The following is a 17,316-nucleotide window of genomic DNA, read 5'->3' as shown; positions in this document are numbered from 1 at the left end:
TTATGTTAAATTAAAAAAGAGCTTCGACTCTTTTGTTATTTGGATCGTAAATTAAAACGGTTAATAAATGCATAAAGAAAGTAAAGTTGCTGAGACTGTTTTGTACGAAGTTTGGAAAAAACAGAATTATAAAAATCATCTGAAAACATTAAATGGGGATGATGTTGAGGTACTTGACACCGGTACTGAGAATGATTCTACTTCCGGCCCCGATTTTAAAAACGCTCGAATTAGAATAGGCAATTTTACATTTGTCGGGGATATTGAGATTGATACCGATTATTCCGATTGGAAATCTCATGGTCATAACATTGACAACAAATACAACAAAGTAATTCTGCACGCAACTCTTTTTAATAAAAATCATTATGCTTTCGTTTACACTAGAGATGGGAGAAAAATACCCTCGATTCCACTTAAAACATTTATAGATGAATCTCATCTCGATAATTTGAAAAATGAACTGGAAAAGTTGAATGAGCATCCAAATTCACATCTAAAGTGTACTAGTTTGCTTCAAGTTTGCCCACAAGAGAATAAACTGAAATTTCTTGAGAAACTCGGTATTGAAAGATTTGAGAAGAAATGTAATCGTGTCTTTGATCGATTGAAAGAATTAAAATTTCTGGATGAACTGAAAATTAATGAACCAATAATAAGATATGATCTGACAGAAAAATTTCATGAAAGGAAATTTTCGTCTGCCGATTTTGATAATAAAGAAATCTGGCTTCAAGTGCTGCATGAGCTTATTTTTGAAGCACTCGGCTATTCAAAAAATAAGTCGCAGATGATAAATCTGGCTCACCGTGCCAACATACAGTTTCTTAAAAAAATTGAGCCTGATGGTATTCTTATCCAAAAATATGAAGCGGCTCTATTTAATATTGCTGGTCTAATACAGAAAGAAGATACATTAACAGAAATCGCTACAAAATCATATTCTGAATCTCTAAGTATCAACTGGAATAGTATTAAAAGTTATTATGATAATGATTTTATGGATGAAGCGGAGTGGAATTTTTTCCGACTTCGCCCTCAAAACTTTCCTACAATAAGAATTGCTGGAGGGGCGAGGTTTATAAAAGCCTTGCTTCATGAGAATTTAATTGGAACATTCGCAAAAAAAATTACGGAGATTCACAATTTAACGGTTCTAATTAATTCACTCAGATCGGTTTTAATAATTAGGGGCGAGGGATTCTGGAGAAATCATTTTGTATTTGATCAACCGGCTAATGTTGAAATTAAATATTTTGTAGGAGCTTCCAGAGCAGATGAAATTCTTGTTAATGTAATTCTTCCTTTCTTTTCTGTTTATTTCGAAATTTTCGGCAAACCGGCACTCTCTAAAAAAATATTGAAGATGTATCAAGTATTTGAGCAAAAATCTGATAATCAAATAATTATTGATGTATCGAAAGGATTGATGCTTGAAGAGTATTCAAAGAAAACAATTTATGCTCAGGGGATGATAGAGCTATTTCGCAATTTCTGCTCAAAAAATAAATGTCTCGAATGTGAAATTGGGGGATATGTGTTTAATTAGTTAAACCGTTGATTTTGTTAATCTCATCTCTAAGTTTAGCCGCCCTTTCATAATCTTCTTTCTCTAACGCTTCTCTCAATAAATTTTGCAATTGGGCTAACTTCGATTCAGAGTTATTTATTTTTGCCGATTTTTGTTCAGTTTCAATTTCTCCCTTTGGTTCATCATACTCAGATGGTTCATCTGCCGATGGCTCAAATGATGCCATATTCATTACATCATCAGCAACATAAAGAGGGGCGCCAGTGCGTACAGCAAGAGCAATTGCATCACTAGGTCTTGAATCAATTTCATTACTTAAACTGGATATCTCAAGTTTAATTTTTGCATAGAATGTGTTATCACGCAATTCATCAATTATTATTTCGGTGACTGTACCGCCCAGATTATCAATAATACTTTTTAGTAAATCATGGGTTAAAGGTCTTGGTGGTTTTATCCCTTCAATTTCCAAAGCAATAGCCTGGGCTTCGAATGATCCAATTATAATAGGGAGCCGGCGGACTCCATAAATTTCTTTTAGCAATAATGCATATGCCCCGCCGGCTGATGGGCTAGCCGATAACCCTAAAATCTCAACTTGAATCTTTTCCAATAATCTATGCCTTAAGTTTTTTGATTTCTTCAATAAGAACTGGTACAACTTCGAAAACATCACCAACTATACCATAATCTGCCGCTTGAAAAATTGGAGCATCCTTATCCTTATTTATTGCTACAATATATTTAGAGGAACGCATCCCAGCAAGATGCTGGATTGCACCAGATATACCGAGAGCAATATATAAATTTGGAGAAACAGTTTTTCCTGTCTGTCCAACCTGCTCTCCATGAGGTCTCCAACCTGCATCTACAACTGCGCGGGATGCTCCGCAAGCAGCATCACCAATAGCTTCAGCTAATTCTTCAACCAAATGAAAATGTTCCGCGCCTTTCATTCCTCTTCCCCCTGAAACAATAATATTAGCTTCGGCAACATCTAATTTCCCCTCTGCTTTTTTCAAGTCAATAACTTTTACTCTTAGATCGGGTGATTCCACATTTTCGATAGAAACATCAGCTAATTCTCCCGAATTATCACCAGCGGGAAAAACATTGGGACGAAGAACAAATACTTTTACATCTGAATTAATTTTAACTTCAGCGAGAGCTTTTCCAGCAAAAATGGGACGTATTGCTTTGTATTCATTATTCTCAAAATTCAATTCGGTACAATCGGCTGCGATACCCGCATTTAATTTTACCGCAACTCTCGGTGCCAAATCTTTGCCTAGCGCAGTATTAGAAAATAGAATTATATCGGCATTTATTTTTGCGGCATATTCACCAACTAAAACTGAATATGCTGACGAAGAATAATTCTCGAGTTGTGGATTAGAAAATATTTTTACCTTAGAAATACCATATCCACCAATTAATTCGGGGTTTGATACAGCATTACCAACAATAACAGCTTCTGCCTCAATACTTAATTTTGCCGATAATAACGAGGCAGTGCGGGCAGCTTCGAGTGATGATTTTTTAATTTGCCCATTTCTTTGTTCGATGTATACTAAAATTTTATTTGCCATTTTTCACCTATATAACCTTAGCTTCTTCTCTTAATAATCGCACCAATTCTGGGACAGCTGAAGAATCGGTACCCACAATTAAACCAGCTTTTTTTGGAGCCGGTTTTTTAAGTGAAACAACTTCAACTGTATTTTCCACCGGAGCCGGAATTTTTTCCTCGATCACTTTTTTCTTAGCGGCCATAATTCCTTTTAATGATGCGTATCTAGGTTCGTTCAATCCCTTTTGGCACGTTACTATTGCAGGAAGAGCAGTCTCTACTACCTCTTTACCTCCTTCAATTTCCCTGTCACAAATAATCTTATTTCCATCGAGAGAAAAACTAACTGCAACTGTGACTGAATTATAGCCTAAAATTTCAGAAGTTAACTGTCCTACGATAGAATGGTCAAAATCAACAGATTGTTTACCAAAAAATACAAGCTCAGCATTCTGATTTTTTATCTCTTCAGCTAATGCCTTTGCTACTGAAACAGAATCGCGGTAGGAATCATCCTTTAGCAAAACCGCGTTATCAATTCCCATTGCCAAAGCTTTTCTTAATGTTTCTTTATTACTCTCGCCGCCAAGAGAAATTGCTACAGTTTCGGCGCCAATTTTTTCTTTTGTTTTAAGGGCTTCTTCTATTGCAAACTCATCATAAGGATTTATGATATAAGTTACTCCTGCTTGATCAATCGATTTACCATCGCTTCCAATATTAATTTTTGTGGCGGTATCGGGAACGTGGCTTACACACACCGCTATTTTCATTAAACCTCCTATTTTCGAAACATTATTAGTTATTCATTAACTCTTTTGCAAACCAAATATAAATAAAATTTATTTTTTTGACGCAATTTTATAATTTGCCTATTAAATAAACAAAATTATATGAGTGATCTAAAACCAAAAGAATATAATGAAGAGGAAGTGCTTGACGAAACAACAATCGGTCTTCCTTATAAGGTTATTCTTTATAATGATGAATTTCATTCTTTCGACGAGGTTATAAATCAGTTAATGAAGGCAATTAATTGTTCATATCAGGAAGCGCGCGGCTATGCATTTGAAACACATGTCAAGGGCAAATCGGTAGTATTTAGCGGTGAACTCAATATTTGTTTAAAAGTTACCTCCATTCTTGAAGAAATTTCACTTCATACTCAAATAGTATCCTAAATTCACAAATTTAGTACCCCTTATTTTAAGGGTTAATTACCCATAATTGGTTATATTTGGCTGCTAAATTTCAGTTCGTAATTAATTAAGAGAGAATATATGCAGATTGGATTAGTTGGATTGCAGTTTTCGGGCAAATCAACATTATTTGAAACACTTTCTGAAAACCACAGTAATTCTTCCGGCTCATTGGACCAGGCAGTTATTGAAGTTGTTAAAGTACCCGATGATAGATTAGACCGGCTTTCATCAATATTTAATCCTAAAAAACAAGTCAACGCCACTATAGAGGTATTTGATTTCCCAGGATTAAGAATGTCGGATGATAATAAAGTTAAAATTACCTCGGCATTTTTAAATAGCGTGCGCAATAATGATGCGCTGTTTTATGTGATTCGCGCCTTCGAGGATGATTCGGTGATGCATCCTATGAACAGTATTGATCCTAAGAGAGATATTGAATTCCTTGAGACCGAATTTCTACTGTCGGATCTTGCATTTTTAGAAAACAGATTGGAAAAAATTCGTAAAGATGTACTAAAATCTAAGGATGAAAAATTAAAGAGGGAATTGCCACTACTTGAAAAATGTTATGCTCATTGTGAAAAAGAACTACCGCTAAGATCATTACCTCTCGATGAAAACGAAACCAAGCTTCTTTCGGGGTATCAATTGTTAACTATAAAGAAATTAGGAATTGCTCTCAATCTTGATGAAAATTCTATTTCTGGAGTTGATGAGAAATTAAAAGAGATAATGCCATTAATTCACAAAATCGATGCGGCAATTATTCCATTCTTCGCCAAAATTGAGCTTGAGTTATCAAAAATGGGGGAAGAAGATAGAACTGCATTTATGAGTGATTACGGAATAAAAGAATCCGCACTCTCGAAAATACTTAGAACATCTTATGAACTTCTTGGACTTCACTCATTCTTTACGGTTGGAGAGGATGAATGCAGGGCGTGGACAATTAAAAAGAATTATACAGCACAACAATCGGCAGGAGTAATTCACACCGATTTTTTCAACCGTTTTATCAGAGCTGAGGTTGTTGGTTATGATGATTTTATTAATCATGGTTCATTTAGTAAATGCAAAGATGCTGGAGTATGGCGGCTTGAGGGTAAAGAATACATCGTTAAAGATGGGGACATTTTAAATATTAGACATAATTAAAGGAAATTATTTTGAAAATAGATAAAATCAGAAATATTGGTATTATTGCTCACGTTGATCATGGTAAAACTACATTAGTAGATTATATGCTTAAGCAAACTGGTGCTTGGCGCGCAAATCAACAAGTTGAAAAGAGAGTTATGGATTCCAATCAAATTGAAAAAGAAAGAGGAATCACTATTCTCGCAAAAAACTGCAGTATCAAATACAATGATGTAAAGATTAATATTGTCGATACCCCAGGCCACGCCGATTTTGGAGGCGAAGTTGAGAGAACATTAAGAATGGTTAATGGAGTGCTTTTATTGGTTGACGCGGCTGAAGGTCCTCTTCCTCAAACAAAGTTTGTGTTAAAAAAATCATTGGATCTTGGGTTAAAACCAATTGTTGTTATAAACAAAATTGATAGAAAAGACGCTAGGTCGCATCAAGTATTAAATGAGGTTTTTGATTTATTCGTAAGTTTAGGCGCCGCAGAGGAACAACTTGATTTCCCATATGTATTCGCGATTGCTAAAGAGGGAATAGCAAAATATAATTTAGAGGATGAATCGAATAACTTAGTACCTCTTCTTGATACCATCTTAAAAAACGTTCCGGCTCCGGAAGCTGAAACAGATAAACCTTTCAGAATGCTGGTTTCATCAATTGATTATAATGATTATTTAGGAAGAATTGGTATTGGCAGAGTTCATTCTGGTACTCTTAAAAATGGGGACCCGATTGTACTTGTTACAAAGAATGGGGAAAGTATTTCTTCAAAGATTTCAAAACTTTATACATTCGATAATATTAAAAGAGTGGAAGTTGATGAAATTACTGCAGGTGATATTGGTGCATTTGCCGGTTTGGAAGATGTAGATATTGGAGATACAGTTTGTAATCCAAGCAATATAGAACCGCTTCCATTTGTTGCTATTGATGAGCCCACATTGACAATGAATTTTATAGTTAATAATTCTCCTTTTGCCGGATTAGAGGGAAAATATGTTACAACTAGAAATTTAAGCGAACGCCTCTCAAAAGAACTTAAAACCAATGTGAGTTTAAAAGTTGAAATGACAGATTCTCCTGATATGTTCAGAGTAAGCGGCAGAGGAGAGTTGCATCTTGCGATCTTAATAGAAAATATGAGACGTGAAGGTTATGAATTACAATTGAGCAAACCTCAAGTAATTATGAAAAAGATTTTAGATGTTTTGTGCGAGCCCTATGAGCATGTAATTATTGATGTGCCTGAAGAATATATTGGAGTTGTAATTGAAAAATTAGGTAAACGAAAAGGTGAAATGAAAAATATGATCACCTTTAATGAAAATACAAGACTCGAGTTTTTGATCCCCGCACGAGGCTTAATTGGGTATAGATCGGAATTTATGACTGACACCCGCGGTACCGGTATTTTACATCACAACTTTCATGGGTATGAACCCTTTAAGGGAGAAATTCCCGGAAGGACAAGAGGAGCTTTATATTCTCAAGAAGAGGGAATTGCTTCGGCTTACGCTATGTATAAACTGCAGGAACGATCGGTGTTTTTTATTGAACCTCAAACCAAAGTTTATGAAGGAATGATTGTTGGGGAAAACTCACGCGACAATGATATGAAGGTTAATGTTTGCAAAACCAAGCAGTTAACAAATATGCGCGCTTCGGGTGCGGATGAAGCTATTAGACTTGAACCGGCTAGAATTTTAACTTTAGAAATGGCTATTGAATGGATTAATGAGGATGAATATGTTGAGGTTACTCCACAAAATATTCGATTAAGAAAAAAATACCTAACCGAACTCGATAAAAAAAATGCTAGATTAGCAGAAAAACAACAAATTAATCAATAATGGAAAAAGTATGAACGCAATTGAAAGCCTTTCACCTCACATTCTTTGGAAACGATTTTATGAAATAAGCCAGATACCACGTAATTCAAAAAATGAAGAACAAATCAGACAATACCTAAAAAGTTTTGCAGAACATCATGGTTTTACTTTTAATGAGGATTCGGTTGGTAATATTGTTATACATGTCCCGCCAACTCCTGGTAAAGAAAATTTGCCAACCATTGTGCTTCAAAGTCATGTAGATATGGTATGTGAAAAAAATCGGGATACAATTCATGATTTTTCAAAAGATCCGATAAAATTAGTTAAAGATGGTGAGTGGATAAAAGCTGACGGGACTACACTTGGGGCCGATAATGGCATTGGTGCGGCTGCATCTCTTGCCGTTGCTGGTGAAGAAGATTTTGAACATGGTCCACTTGAATTATTATTTACCGTTGATGAAGAGACCGGATTAACAGGAGCTAATAATTTGCAACCTGGTTTTATCACCGGCAAATTATTACTAAATCTTGACACCGAAGAAGATGGCGCATTTTATGTTGGCTGCGCTGGAGGAATGGATACTGCAGGAATTTTACCCATTGAATTTGAAAAGATTAATGAAAAATTGTCGATCTATAATATTTTCATAAGCGGATTAAAAGGGGGGCATAGCGGCATCAATATTAATGATGGCAGGGCTAATGCTATAAAACTAATGGCACATCTTCTTAAAAATTTAAAGTCGTTCGAATTCCAAATTGTTCAATTTGTGGGCGGTTCTAAAAGAAATGCAATTCCTAGGGAGGCTGAAGCAACTATTCTTATTGATGCCAAATATGAATCCGAGATCCGTGAGGCGATTAATGAGTTCGCGATAAATACATCTCTTCAATTTAGAAAGGCTGAAGATGAAATTAAAATTAGTATCGATAAAAAGGATTTTGCAGATATCACATTTAAAAATGCATTCTCAATACATTTTAGAGATAAATTAATTAATACAATTATTGCCTTGCCTCATGGAGTTGTTGCAATGAGCAGCGAAATTCCTGGATTGGTTGAGACCTCAACAAATTTAGCCACAGTTGTCCAAAACGAAAATGAAATTATTATTGGTACAAGCCAAAGAAGCTCAATAGAATCCTCTAAAAAAAGTATCGCCTCGGTTGTTGAATCGGTATTGAGACTGGCAGGGGCAAAAGTAAAAGTTGGTGATGGCTACCCGGGCTGGCAGCCAAATATGAAATCTCCTCTGCTTAAAAAGGGGATGCAGATTTATAGAATAATGTTTTCAAAAGAACCTGTTATTAAGGCTGTACATGCCGGATTGGAATGCGGTATTTTAGGGGATAGATACCCCGGACTTGATATGCTTTCTTTGGGCCCCACAATCGAGGGAGCTCACTCACCAGACGAAAGAGTTAACATTGTTGATGTTGAAAAATTTTATAGATTGCTTAAAGAAATAATTAGGAGTATTTAAAAGTTTCTTCAATAGTCTAATAAAAAATTTGAGGATTATTAAGAAAACTTAAAATTTCTGTTTGAGTGTTGACTCCATCAACATTCAAGTTATTTCAATATTATATGAGCAATTGTATGTTCTTTTCTTGTTAACTTATTTTCATTTATGCTAAATCATTCAACAAAAATAGATGAGATATGAAAAAGCAAATCAGATTAAACGACGTACCAAAAATTTATTCAATTCAAGAAATGGTTGTTAGGTCAGCATCAGTTTTTGGACCTAAGCTGGCGCTTGAGGATCTAAATCCAACACCCATAAACAAAGTCTCATTTAATGAATTGCTCGATTATATACTTCGTTTTGGAAATTCCTTAACTCAATGCGGTATAAAAGAAAGAACTCATATTGCGATAATTGGAGAAAATAGAGTCCAGTGGTCAATTGGATTTTTAACCGGTTTGTGTTTCAATCATGTAATTGTTCCGATCGATAAGAATCTTACTACAAACGAAATAATGAATATAATCCATGAATCTGATTCTGAAGTCATTATATTCTCCGGATCATTCGCGAGTGTTTTCGCTGAAAGTAAAAACTCTTTAAAAAGAATTAAGCATTTTATATGTATGGATGAAACTAAGGAGGATAAAGATTTCCTTAGTATGACTGATATGATGAAAAATACAGCTCCTATTAATGTACAAAATCTTCCAAAAATCAATAATGATGAAATAGCGGAAATTATATTCACCAGTGGATCACTCGGTAGAGCAAAAGGAGTAATGTTATCCCAGAAAAATTTAGCTTCTAATCTTGTTGATATGGTTAGTATGCTTTTAATTACAGAGAAGGATAAATTTTTATCAGTTCTACCTATACATCACACTTATGAATGCACATGCGGAATGATGTGCCCATTGTATTGCGGTGCTTCAGTTTCTTATGCGAGATCACTTAAAACAATTGTTGATGATCTTCAAAAAGTAAATGCTACAGTACTTTTAGGGGTTCCACTTCTTTACGATAAAATGTTTAAAAGAGTAATGAAATCAATCAAAGAGGATAAACTCAAGTCCATACTCGTTCCTAAATTAGTTTCATTAAGTAATTTAATTGGAGCAATTGGTTATAAAGAAATAAAGAAAAAAATATTTCATGAATTGCACGCTCGATTTGGCGGTTCAATTAGGTTGTTTATAGCAGGAGGTGCTGCTCCCGACCCTTTGGTAGCAAAAGGATTAAGAGAATTCGGTTTTCATTTTGTTCAGGGATATGGATTAACTGAAACTTCGCCGATTTTAGCGCTGAATAATATAGAAAATTTTAAAGATGATGCCGCAGGTATTCCGCTTCCCCGCGTTGAAATAAAGATTAATAATCCCGATGAAAATGGCAGCGGTGAAATTTTTGCTAAAGGTCCAAATATTATGCTTGGATATTACAAAAATGAGAAAGCTACAAAAGATACTTTTGAAGGGGATTGGTTCAAAACCGGTGATATTGGATTTTTTGACCAAGATGGATTTCTTCATATAAATGGTAGGAAGAAAAATGTAATTATCTCCAAAAGCGGTAAAAATGTTTTCCCGGAAGAAATAGAGGATATTCTAGTTCGTAGTCCTTTCATTCTTGAATGTATTGTTTACGGAGAAGAAGATTCGAAGCAAGATGAGATAATAGCAGCTCAAATTGTTGTGGATGCTGAAGCATTTATTGAAATGGCGGAATTAAAAAAAATACAAATTACCGAAGAACTAATGCATAATACCATTGCCGGTGAAATTGAAAAAACGAATAAACAATTAACCGGCTATAAACAAATCAAAAAATTCCATATTCGTGAAAATGAATTTGAAAAAACAACAACTCAAAAAATTAAGAGGTACTCGGCACAGAATTCAAGACCAATTGAATAATATAAGTAAGGCTGCTTCACAGAAATATTTTGATATTCTAATTATCATATTTTGGAGCAGCCTGAATACTTTTTGGACGTTAATCTTAATTTGAAAATAACCAATCTTAAATCATACCAAATACTAAAGAAAATGTAGTTTTTACCGATAATAAGGGGAGAAAATAAACTAGCAGAATTATGACTGATACAGAAAAAATTAAGTGGTTCGAACGGGCAGTAAAATTTCAATTGGACGGAATGATATTTCTTGTTATGAAGTCAAGAAAAAGTGATTCGGCTCAGTGGGCAATCGAAGATATTCCTAACGGAAAGATTCTCAATTCAAATTTGGAATGGGAAGATGAACCCGAGAAGGCGAAAAGAGATGAATCATTTTTAATTCGTACCCGTTTTGACCTTGAGACGGCAATCACTATGTATGATCAATATAAAATGTTCTCTGTTTTATAGACCTCAGTTTTGGTATATTATTCATAAACAAAAGCAGTATTGATGATTTAGGAAATTCTTAAATGTATTTTAATGCAGATTACCGAAACAGAAAATTTCCACCAATTATTCTAATAGCTGCATATACTTTTTTATCTCTAATTGGCAGAAACTTTGCTTTAATAGAATTAACCGAAATCTCCTTTTTCTGGTTCGCGCCTGGATTAGCAATTTTTGGATTGTATTTATTCGGTAAAAAAGTTGTGCCTTTTTTGCTCCTATCAATGATTTCAGTCTACACTTATGAATTTTACATTGTAAACAATTTCCAACTCTCAACAGCAATTGTAGTAGCCATAGTACCATCACTACTTGAGCTTATTCAAGCATATGTGGCATTATATTATATTAAAACGAAAGATTTATCAAATCCATTTTCAGATCGAAGAGCATTTTTAATGTTCGTATTTTTTATTCTTCTTCTCCCCTCAATTTTTACATCGTGGGCGTGGGTTATTTACTTCGATTCCTTAATTTATTCGATGCCCAGCGTCGGTACTTATCTGTTTCAAAAAATAGCTATGAAGACTTTATCAGACGCATTCGGTGTTTTCATAATTTTTTCACTATTCAGCCTTATTAAAACAAATAAATATACTAATGTAAAAATTGGAGAAATTGTAAAATATATAGGCTTTACTTTAATATTTGCCATAGTCTCAATGATCTCATTTTTCTACTTTCAATTTTTGGCAATTTTAATAGTACCTTTATTGATAGCCGCACTACTAATGTCCGGGATAATATCACTACCAATAAATTCATTGGTTATTTTATTAACTGGTATAGCCGCTATACAAACCGGAGCTGGATTTTGGAAATCAGAAAATAATTTCAATTCCATTTTTATTTTCTTTTCACTATCCCTTTCACTGATATTGACTATAGCTTTTATTCATTCATTATTAAATGAAATTAAAGGAAGTAGAGTAACCGATTCATCAATTGAGACTACTGAACCAAAAATTGAATTTAGCGATTCACTAAAATCTTTTATTCAGAATTCTCCCCTTGGAATTATAGCCATTAATAATGATGACCAAATTATTAAGATTAATTCAGCCGCTCAAAAAATCACTGGCTACCTTGAAAATGAAATTAGGTTAGGTAATTTAAAATTATTTATCGCTGATGAATCCTACTCGATTATTGAGACAATGAAATCAGAGCATCATAAAGAAGCATCTTTTCAACATATTAAACTAAAAAATAAAAGTAATGATTGGAAAAATGTGCTGGCTTCAATGACGCATGTAGAATATAATGGAGAGATTGTTTTATTACTATATTTTATTGATGAAACGGAGAATATTAAGATCCAACAAAACTTGGATGAATCTATTAAGTTGATGGATATTCTCCTCGCTCATATCCCTATTTATCTTTTTATAAAGGATAATAACGACCGCACATTAGTCCTTAGTCATCAGTATGAAAAAATGCTTGGTAAACCAATTTCTGAATTACTAAATAAAACTAGTCATGATTTATTCCCGAAAGAATTAGCCGATAAAATAAAAGCCGATGACCAGGAAATATTTAGGAAAAATATTCTTTTTGAAGTAGAAGAAGAATTAAATGGAAAACACTATTTCACGAAGAAAATGCCGATCAAGTTGAGCGATAATAAGTCAATATTAATAGGTTTTACTGCAGATATAACGGAATTAAAGAGTACTGAGCTAGAACTTAAAAAAATACAGGTTCAATTAGAGCAGTTAGTAAGCGAAAGGACTTCCGAACTCACAAGTAAGATTGATGAACTATCCGTTAAAGAAAAGGAATTAACTGAATCCAGAAACTTACTCGAAAGACGGGTACAAGAGAGAACATTATTATTAAATACTAAAAATGATGAGCTAGTAAGTGAAATATCTCTGAGGAAAAATATTGAAGAATCGCTCAGAAGAAGTGAAGCACAACTTAATTTTAAACTGGAAGCAATAACTTCGCCTAATGTTGAACTTGAATTGGAAGAGTTGATTAAAGCTATCGATCTTGAAGCATTAGAAAAATTATTTAATCAATTTCATTCACTAACTGGTTATCCTATTTCCATTACTGATGTAAATGGCAATACAAGGATAAGAGTCGGCTGGGTAAAAGCTTGTGAGTCATTCCATAGAGTAAATTCTAAATCATGCAAAAATTGCACCGAAAGCGATGTGTACTTAACTCAACCAATTGGCAAATCTGAAATAAGAATTTATAAGTGCAAAAATAATCTTTGGGAAGCTGTTACGCCAATTTACTTAGGGGATAAGCATGTACTGAATCTTTTCTTCGGTCAATTCTTCTTTAATGATGAGGAACTCGATTTATCAATTTTTGAGCAACAGTCAAATCTCTATGGTTTTGATCATGATGAATATTTGAAGGCAGTTAAAGAAATAAGGAGATTTTCAAGAACTGAAGTTGAGGCGGCAATAAAGTTTTATTCAGTGATGGCAGATATTATTTGCTCAACCAGTCTAAGTAATATTAAACTTGCAAAAATCCTTAATGATTTAAAGAACAAAGAAAGTGAACTAATTAGAAGCCGGAATAGATATGAGGGACTCTTTAAAAATTCACCTATCTCTGTTTGGGAGCAGGACTATTCTGAAGTTGTTAAATATGTCCAAGGTATACAAAAAGAAGGTGTTACTGATTTACGCGACTATTTAAAGCAAAACAAAAAATATTTATTAGAATGCACAAAATTGTTGAAAATAGTTGGAGTAAATAATTTTACGTTGAAATTATTTGAAGCAACAACGGAAGAAGAATTGTTCAGCAATTTTAAACGTTTGATTATGCCCAAATCGCTAAATCATTTCGCTGATTCGATTATCAATTTATATGAAGGAAAAAGAAGTTTTGAAGGTGAGCTTGAACTCCGAACCTTAAAGGGGAAAAAGATAAATGTTGAGTATTTTATTGCCGCTACTCCCGGAAGAGAAGGACAGTTAGATTATGTAATTGTAAATATGCTTGATGTAACTGAGAAAAAAGAGACTTTAAATCAACTTGAAGCCGAGAGGAAGCAATTAGAAGTATTTTTTGACACTGCTGTGGATTTACTCTGTATCGCCGACCTTGATGGGAAATTTGTAAGATTAAATAAAGAGTGGGAAAATGTACTTGGTTACAGCATCGAAGAATTGGTAGGAAAGGATTTTTATAGTTTTATTCACCCGGATGATATTGATGCAACCATCAAAGCAACATCGGTACTTAAAGAAGGTGAAATGGTCCTAAATTTTGTGAGCAGATACAGATGCAAGGATAATTCCTACCGCTGGATCGAGTGGAAGTCAATATCAAATAATAACCTTATATATGCAGCCGCGAGAGATATCACCAACTCTTATAATTTCAATATAGAACTGCAAAGAAGTGAATCGAGATATAGAGAGCTATTCGAAACTATGGCACAGGGAGTAATCTATCAAGATGAAAAGGGAAGAATAATAAACGCAAATCCTGCAGCCCAAAAATTATTAGGAATTAAACTTGAGAAAATGATCGCTGATGATATTGTTGAAGAATGGAATAATTTTATTAATCTTGATGGAAGTATTTTATCTCAAGAAGAGCATCCTGCGTTTTTAGCATTGCAGACAGGCAAGCAAGTAACTAATAAAGTTCTTGGGGTTTATAATTCTGAAATTATGGATTGGGTATGGGTAATGGTTAATGCAATTCCGCAATTTAGAGAAGGAGTGGAGAAACCTTATCAGGTATTTTCAACGCTTGATAATATTACTGAGTTGAAGATGGCTCAAGATTCCTTGATGGCAAGTGAAGAGAGATATTCACTTGCTCAGAGGGCAGCACAAATTGGAAGTTGGGATTGGGACATTCTTACAAATGATGTTGGATGGTCAAATGAAATTGAAGGGATGTTCGGTTTTGAACCTGGTGGTTTTGATGGAAGGTTTGAAACATATATTAATTGCATTCATCCCAATGACAGGCCTTTAATGTTAAATTCAATTGATCAAGCAATGAAAGGCGCTGATTTTAATGTTGAGGTAAGAATAGTTTGGCAAAATGGAGAGGTTCATTGGATTAATGGAACTGGTGATGTTGTTTATAATACAGATCATATACCAATCAGAATGCTGGGAATTGTTCAAGACATTACTGCACGTAAGCTTGCAGAAAATGAGGTTAAAGCTAATGAAGAAAAATTTAGACGAATTTTTGAGGATAGCCCATTAGGGTTGATTATTCTATCATCCGATTTCAGCTTTTTGGAAGTAAATTCAGCGTTTAGTAAACTACTTGGTTATTATACTAATGAATTAAGGTCAATCTCTCTCCCCAGCATCATTCATCCGGATGATTTGAATGAGATACTTGCCGGAATTAAACAATTGGGAGAAAGAAAGATTCAGCAGTGCCGCTCTGAACTAAGGTATATTACACGATACGGCGAGATAATATGGGCCAATTTTTCAGTTAGTATTTTGAGGAATAGCGATGGCACATTCCGGTCATTCTTGGCGATGATAAGTGACATCTCTGACAGAAAAAAGGCAGAAGAACTTTTAATTAGCGCAAAAAATGAGGCTGTTCAAAAAAGTAATGAGTTAAAAGAACTTAATGCTACTAAAGATAAATTCTTTTCAATAATCGCACACGACCTTAAGAATCCATTCTTCTATTTGTTGGCTTCAAGCCAATTTATAAAAGAGGAGTTTAATAATCTCGATGAAAATGAAAAATATGAAATTGTCAGCCGGTTCCATGACGGTACTGGCAAAATTTATAAGTTACTAGAAAATTTGCTTCAGTGGTCGAGAATGAAGTTGGATAGAATTGAATTTAAGGTCGAGGATATTACACTCTCTTCTATTATTAAAGAAGAATTAGAAGATTCTGAATTAGGAACCGAGAATAAAAATATTACAATCACTAAAAAATATAATGATGATATTACTTTTAAGGCCGATAGAAATATGTTTAGAACGGTGATTCGAAATCTGATTAGTAATGCAATTAAATTTTCGCACAAAGGTGGTGAAATTATTGTAAGCGCAAAGTCAGAACCAAACTTATTCTCATTCTCAGTGCAAGATTTTGGTGTGGGTATTCCACAGAATAATCTCGAAAAGTTATTCAAAATTGATGGTGAAGTTTCAACAAAAGGAACTAATGATGAGGAAGGTACAGGGCTGGGATTAATTCTCTGCAAGGAATTTATTGATAAACATAATGGAGCAATCAAAGTTGAAAGCGAACCCAAAAAGGGAAGTACATTCACAGTATCAATACCACAAAACTAACTGCCAACTAAACTTATTTTAATAATTAGTGTCGCGGCTGATATTTATAAATGCGGTAAAATTGTAATGCAATAGAATTCAGCACCAGCACAAACTATTTTAACATTTTTTCAATTCTCCAAAAATAATTAATCTAAAAATTTCTAGTATAAGTCATAAAACTTTCTTGGATATTCGCGTCTAATTAAGTGCCTTTTTATCATGTTCGGCAAGCCAGTCATTTCTAGCGAATACTTTTATTTATATAATTAAAACAGGAGAGATAGACCGATGTATTCTGAAATTGCAAATAATATTATTAAGCTAACTCGCTTTGTTGCGGTAATTATAATTATGCTGTTAGCTTTGAGAACCATCAATGCCCAAGAAACTAATCAGAATATGGAACGTGATTCTATAATAATTGCAGCGAAGGAAATTATTAGTCATGTGAAATATTGTGCATTAGTTACACTAGATTCAAATGGTACAGCAAATGTACGAACGATGAATCCATTCCCACCCGAAGAAGATATGACTGTTTGGATGGCAACAAACACAAAAACGAGAAAGTATGAAGAGATAAAAAAGAATCCAGCTGTAACCCTTTATTACGCAAATCATGCTTCTGCTGAAGGGTATGTAACAATAACTGGCAAAGCATTTCTCGTGGATGATTATAATGAAAAACTTAAAAGAAAGAGAGATTATTGGGAGCAATCATTCCCCGATTGGAAATATTTAGTTCTCATTAAAATTGTGCCCGAAAAACTAGAAGTAATCAATTATAAGAGAAAAATGATGAATGAACCAAATAAGTGGGCAGTTCCATCAATATTATTTAATAATGACTAGTCTTAAAAGTTTACTAATATTTATAACCTAATTTTATTTATGTCACA

Annotated in this window: 12 protein-coding genes; 9 read left to right on the top strand and 3 right to left on the bottom strand. The window is 33.9% G+C overall.

Annotated features, from left to right (window positions below):
• Positions 1–67 precede the first annotated feature (67 nt).
• Entirely contained in the window at positions 68–1,549 is a 1,482-nt protein-coding gene (locus tag KF816_10965; GenBank protein MBX3008530.1) for a DUF2851 family protein, read from the top strand.
• Here KF816_10965 and KF816_10960 read toward each other — a convergent pair.
• The 3 genes from KF816_10960 to KF816_10950 are packed head-to-tail and all read right to left on the bottom strand — an operon-like array spanning position 1,542 to position 3,874.
• Positions 1,542–2,144, bottom strand: coding sequence for a bifunctional nuclease family protein (locus KF816_10960; GenBank protein ID MBX3008529.1), 603 nt, complete (start codon positions 2,142–2,144; stop codon positions 1,542–1,544). The two genes, KF816_10965 and KF816_10960, sit on opposite strands and share 8 nt — an antisense overlap.
• A 4-nt stretch (positions 2,145–2,148) precedes the next feature.
• Positions 2,149–3,120, bottom strand: a complete 972-nt coding sequence (locus KF816_10955) for an electron transfer flavoprotein subunit alpha/FixB family protein (protein ID MBX3008528.1) — start codon at positions 3,118–3,120, stop codon at positions 2,149–2,151.
• Between the two features lie 7 nt (positions 3,121–3,127).
• Positions 3,128–3,874: an electron transfer flavoprotein subunit beta/FixA family protein gene (locus KF816_10950; GenBank protein ID MBX3008527.1), complete on the bottom strand. Its 747-nt coding sequence runs from the start codon at positions 3,872–3,874 to the stop codon at positions 3,128–3,130.
• A 120-nt stretch (positions 3,875–3,994) separates the two neighbouring features.
• Between KF816_10950 and KF816_10945 the strand changes: the two genes are divergently transcribed.
• The 8 genes from KF816_10945 to KF816_10910 all read left to right on the top strand — a co-directional run bounded on the left by KF816_10945 (position 3,995) and on the right by KF816_10910 (position 17,269).
• Positions 3,995–4,282: an ATP-dependent Clp protease adaptor ClpS gene (locus tag KF816_10945; protein ID MBX3008526.1), complete on the top strand. Its 288-nt coding sequence runs from the start codon at positions 3,995–3,997 to the stop codon at positions 4,280–4,282.
• A gap of 99 nt (positions 4,283–4,381) precedes the next feature.
• On the top strand, positions 4,382–5,461 hold the full coding sequence (gene ychF / locus KF816_10940) for a redox-regulated ATPase YchF (GenBank protein ID MBX3008525.1): 1,080 nt from the start codon (positions 4,382–4,384) through the stop codon (positions 5,459–5,461).
• A gap of 17 nt (positions 5,462–5,478) precedes the next feature.
• The gene (gene typA, locus KF816_10935) at positions 5,479–7,302 is read left to right on the top strand and encodes a translational GTPase TypA (GenBank protein MBX3008524.1); all 1,824 of its coding nucleotides are present in this window, start codon (positions 5,479–5,481) and stop codon (positions 7,300–7,302) included.
• 10 nt (positions 7,303–7,312) lie between these two features.
• A complete protein-coding gene (locus KF816_10930) occupies positions 7,313–8,770 on the top strand; it encodes an aminoacyl-histidine dipeptidase (protein ID MBX3008523.1) in 1,458 nt (485 codons plus the stop codon).
• 179 nt (positions 8,771–8,949) lie between these two features.
• Positions 8,950–10,671 (top strand): AMP-binding protein, encoded by a 1,722-nt coding sequence (locus KF816_10925; GenBank protein ID MBX3008522.1) that lies wholly within the window; start codon positions 8,950–8,952, stop codon positions 10,669–10,671.
• 179 nt (positions 10,672–10,850) lie between these two features.
• Entirely contained in the window at positions 10,851–11,123 is a 273-nt protein-coding gene (locus KF816_10920; GenBank protein ID MBX3008521.1) for a hypothetical protein, read from the top strand.
• A 62-nt stretch (positions 11,124–11,185) separates the two neighbouring features.
• Positions 11,186–16,435 (top strand): PAS domain S-box protein, encoded by a 5,250-nt coding sequence (locus KF816_10915; GenBank protein ID MBX3008520.1) that lies wholly within the window; start codon positions 11,186–11,188, stop codon positions 16,433–16,435.
• Between the two features lie 270 nt (positions 16,436–16,705).
• Positions 16,706–17,269: a pyridoxamine 5'-phosphate oxidase family protein gene (locus tag KF816_10910; GenBank protein ID MBX3008519.1), complete on the top strand. Its 564-nt coding sequence runs from the start codon at positions 16,706–16,708 to the stop codon at positions 17,267–17,269.
• Positions 17,270–17,316: the final 47 nt, after the last annotated feature.

It is taken from the genome of Melioribacteraceae bacterium, assembly GCA_019638015.1.
Classification (GTDB): Bacteria; Bacteroidota; Ignavibacteria; order Ignavibacteriales; family Melioribacteraceae; genus JAHBUP01.
Note: the sequence above shows the minus strand (reverse complement) of the source record. Positions and strands in the feature narration are given on the sequence as shown.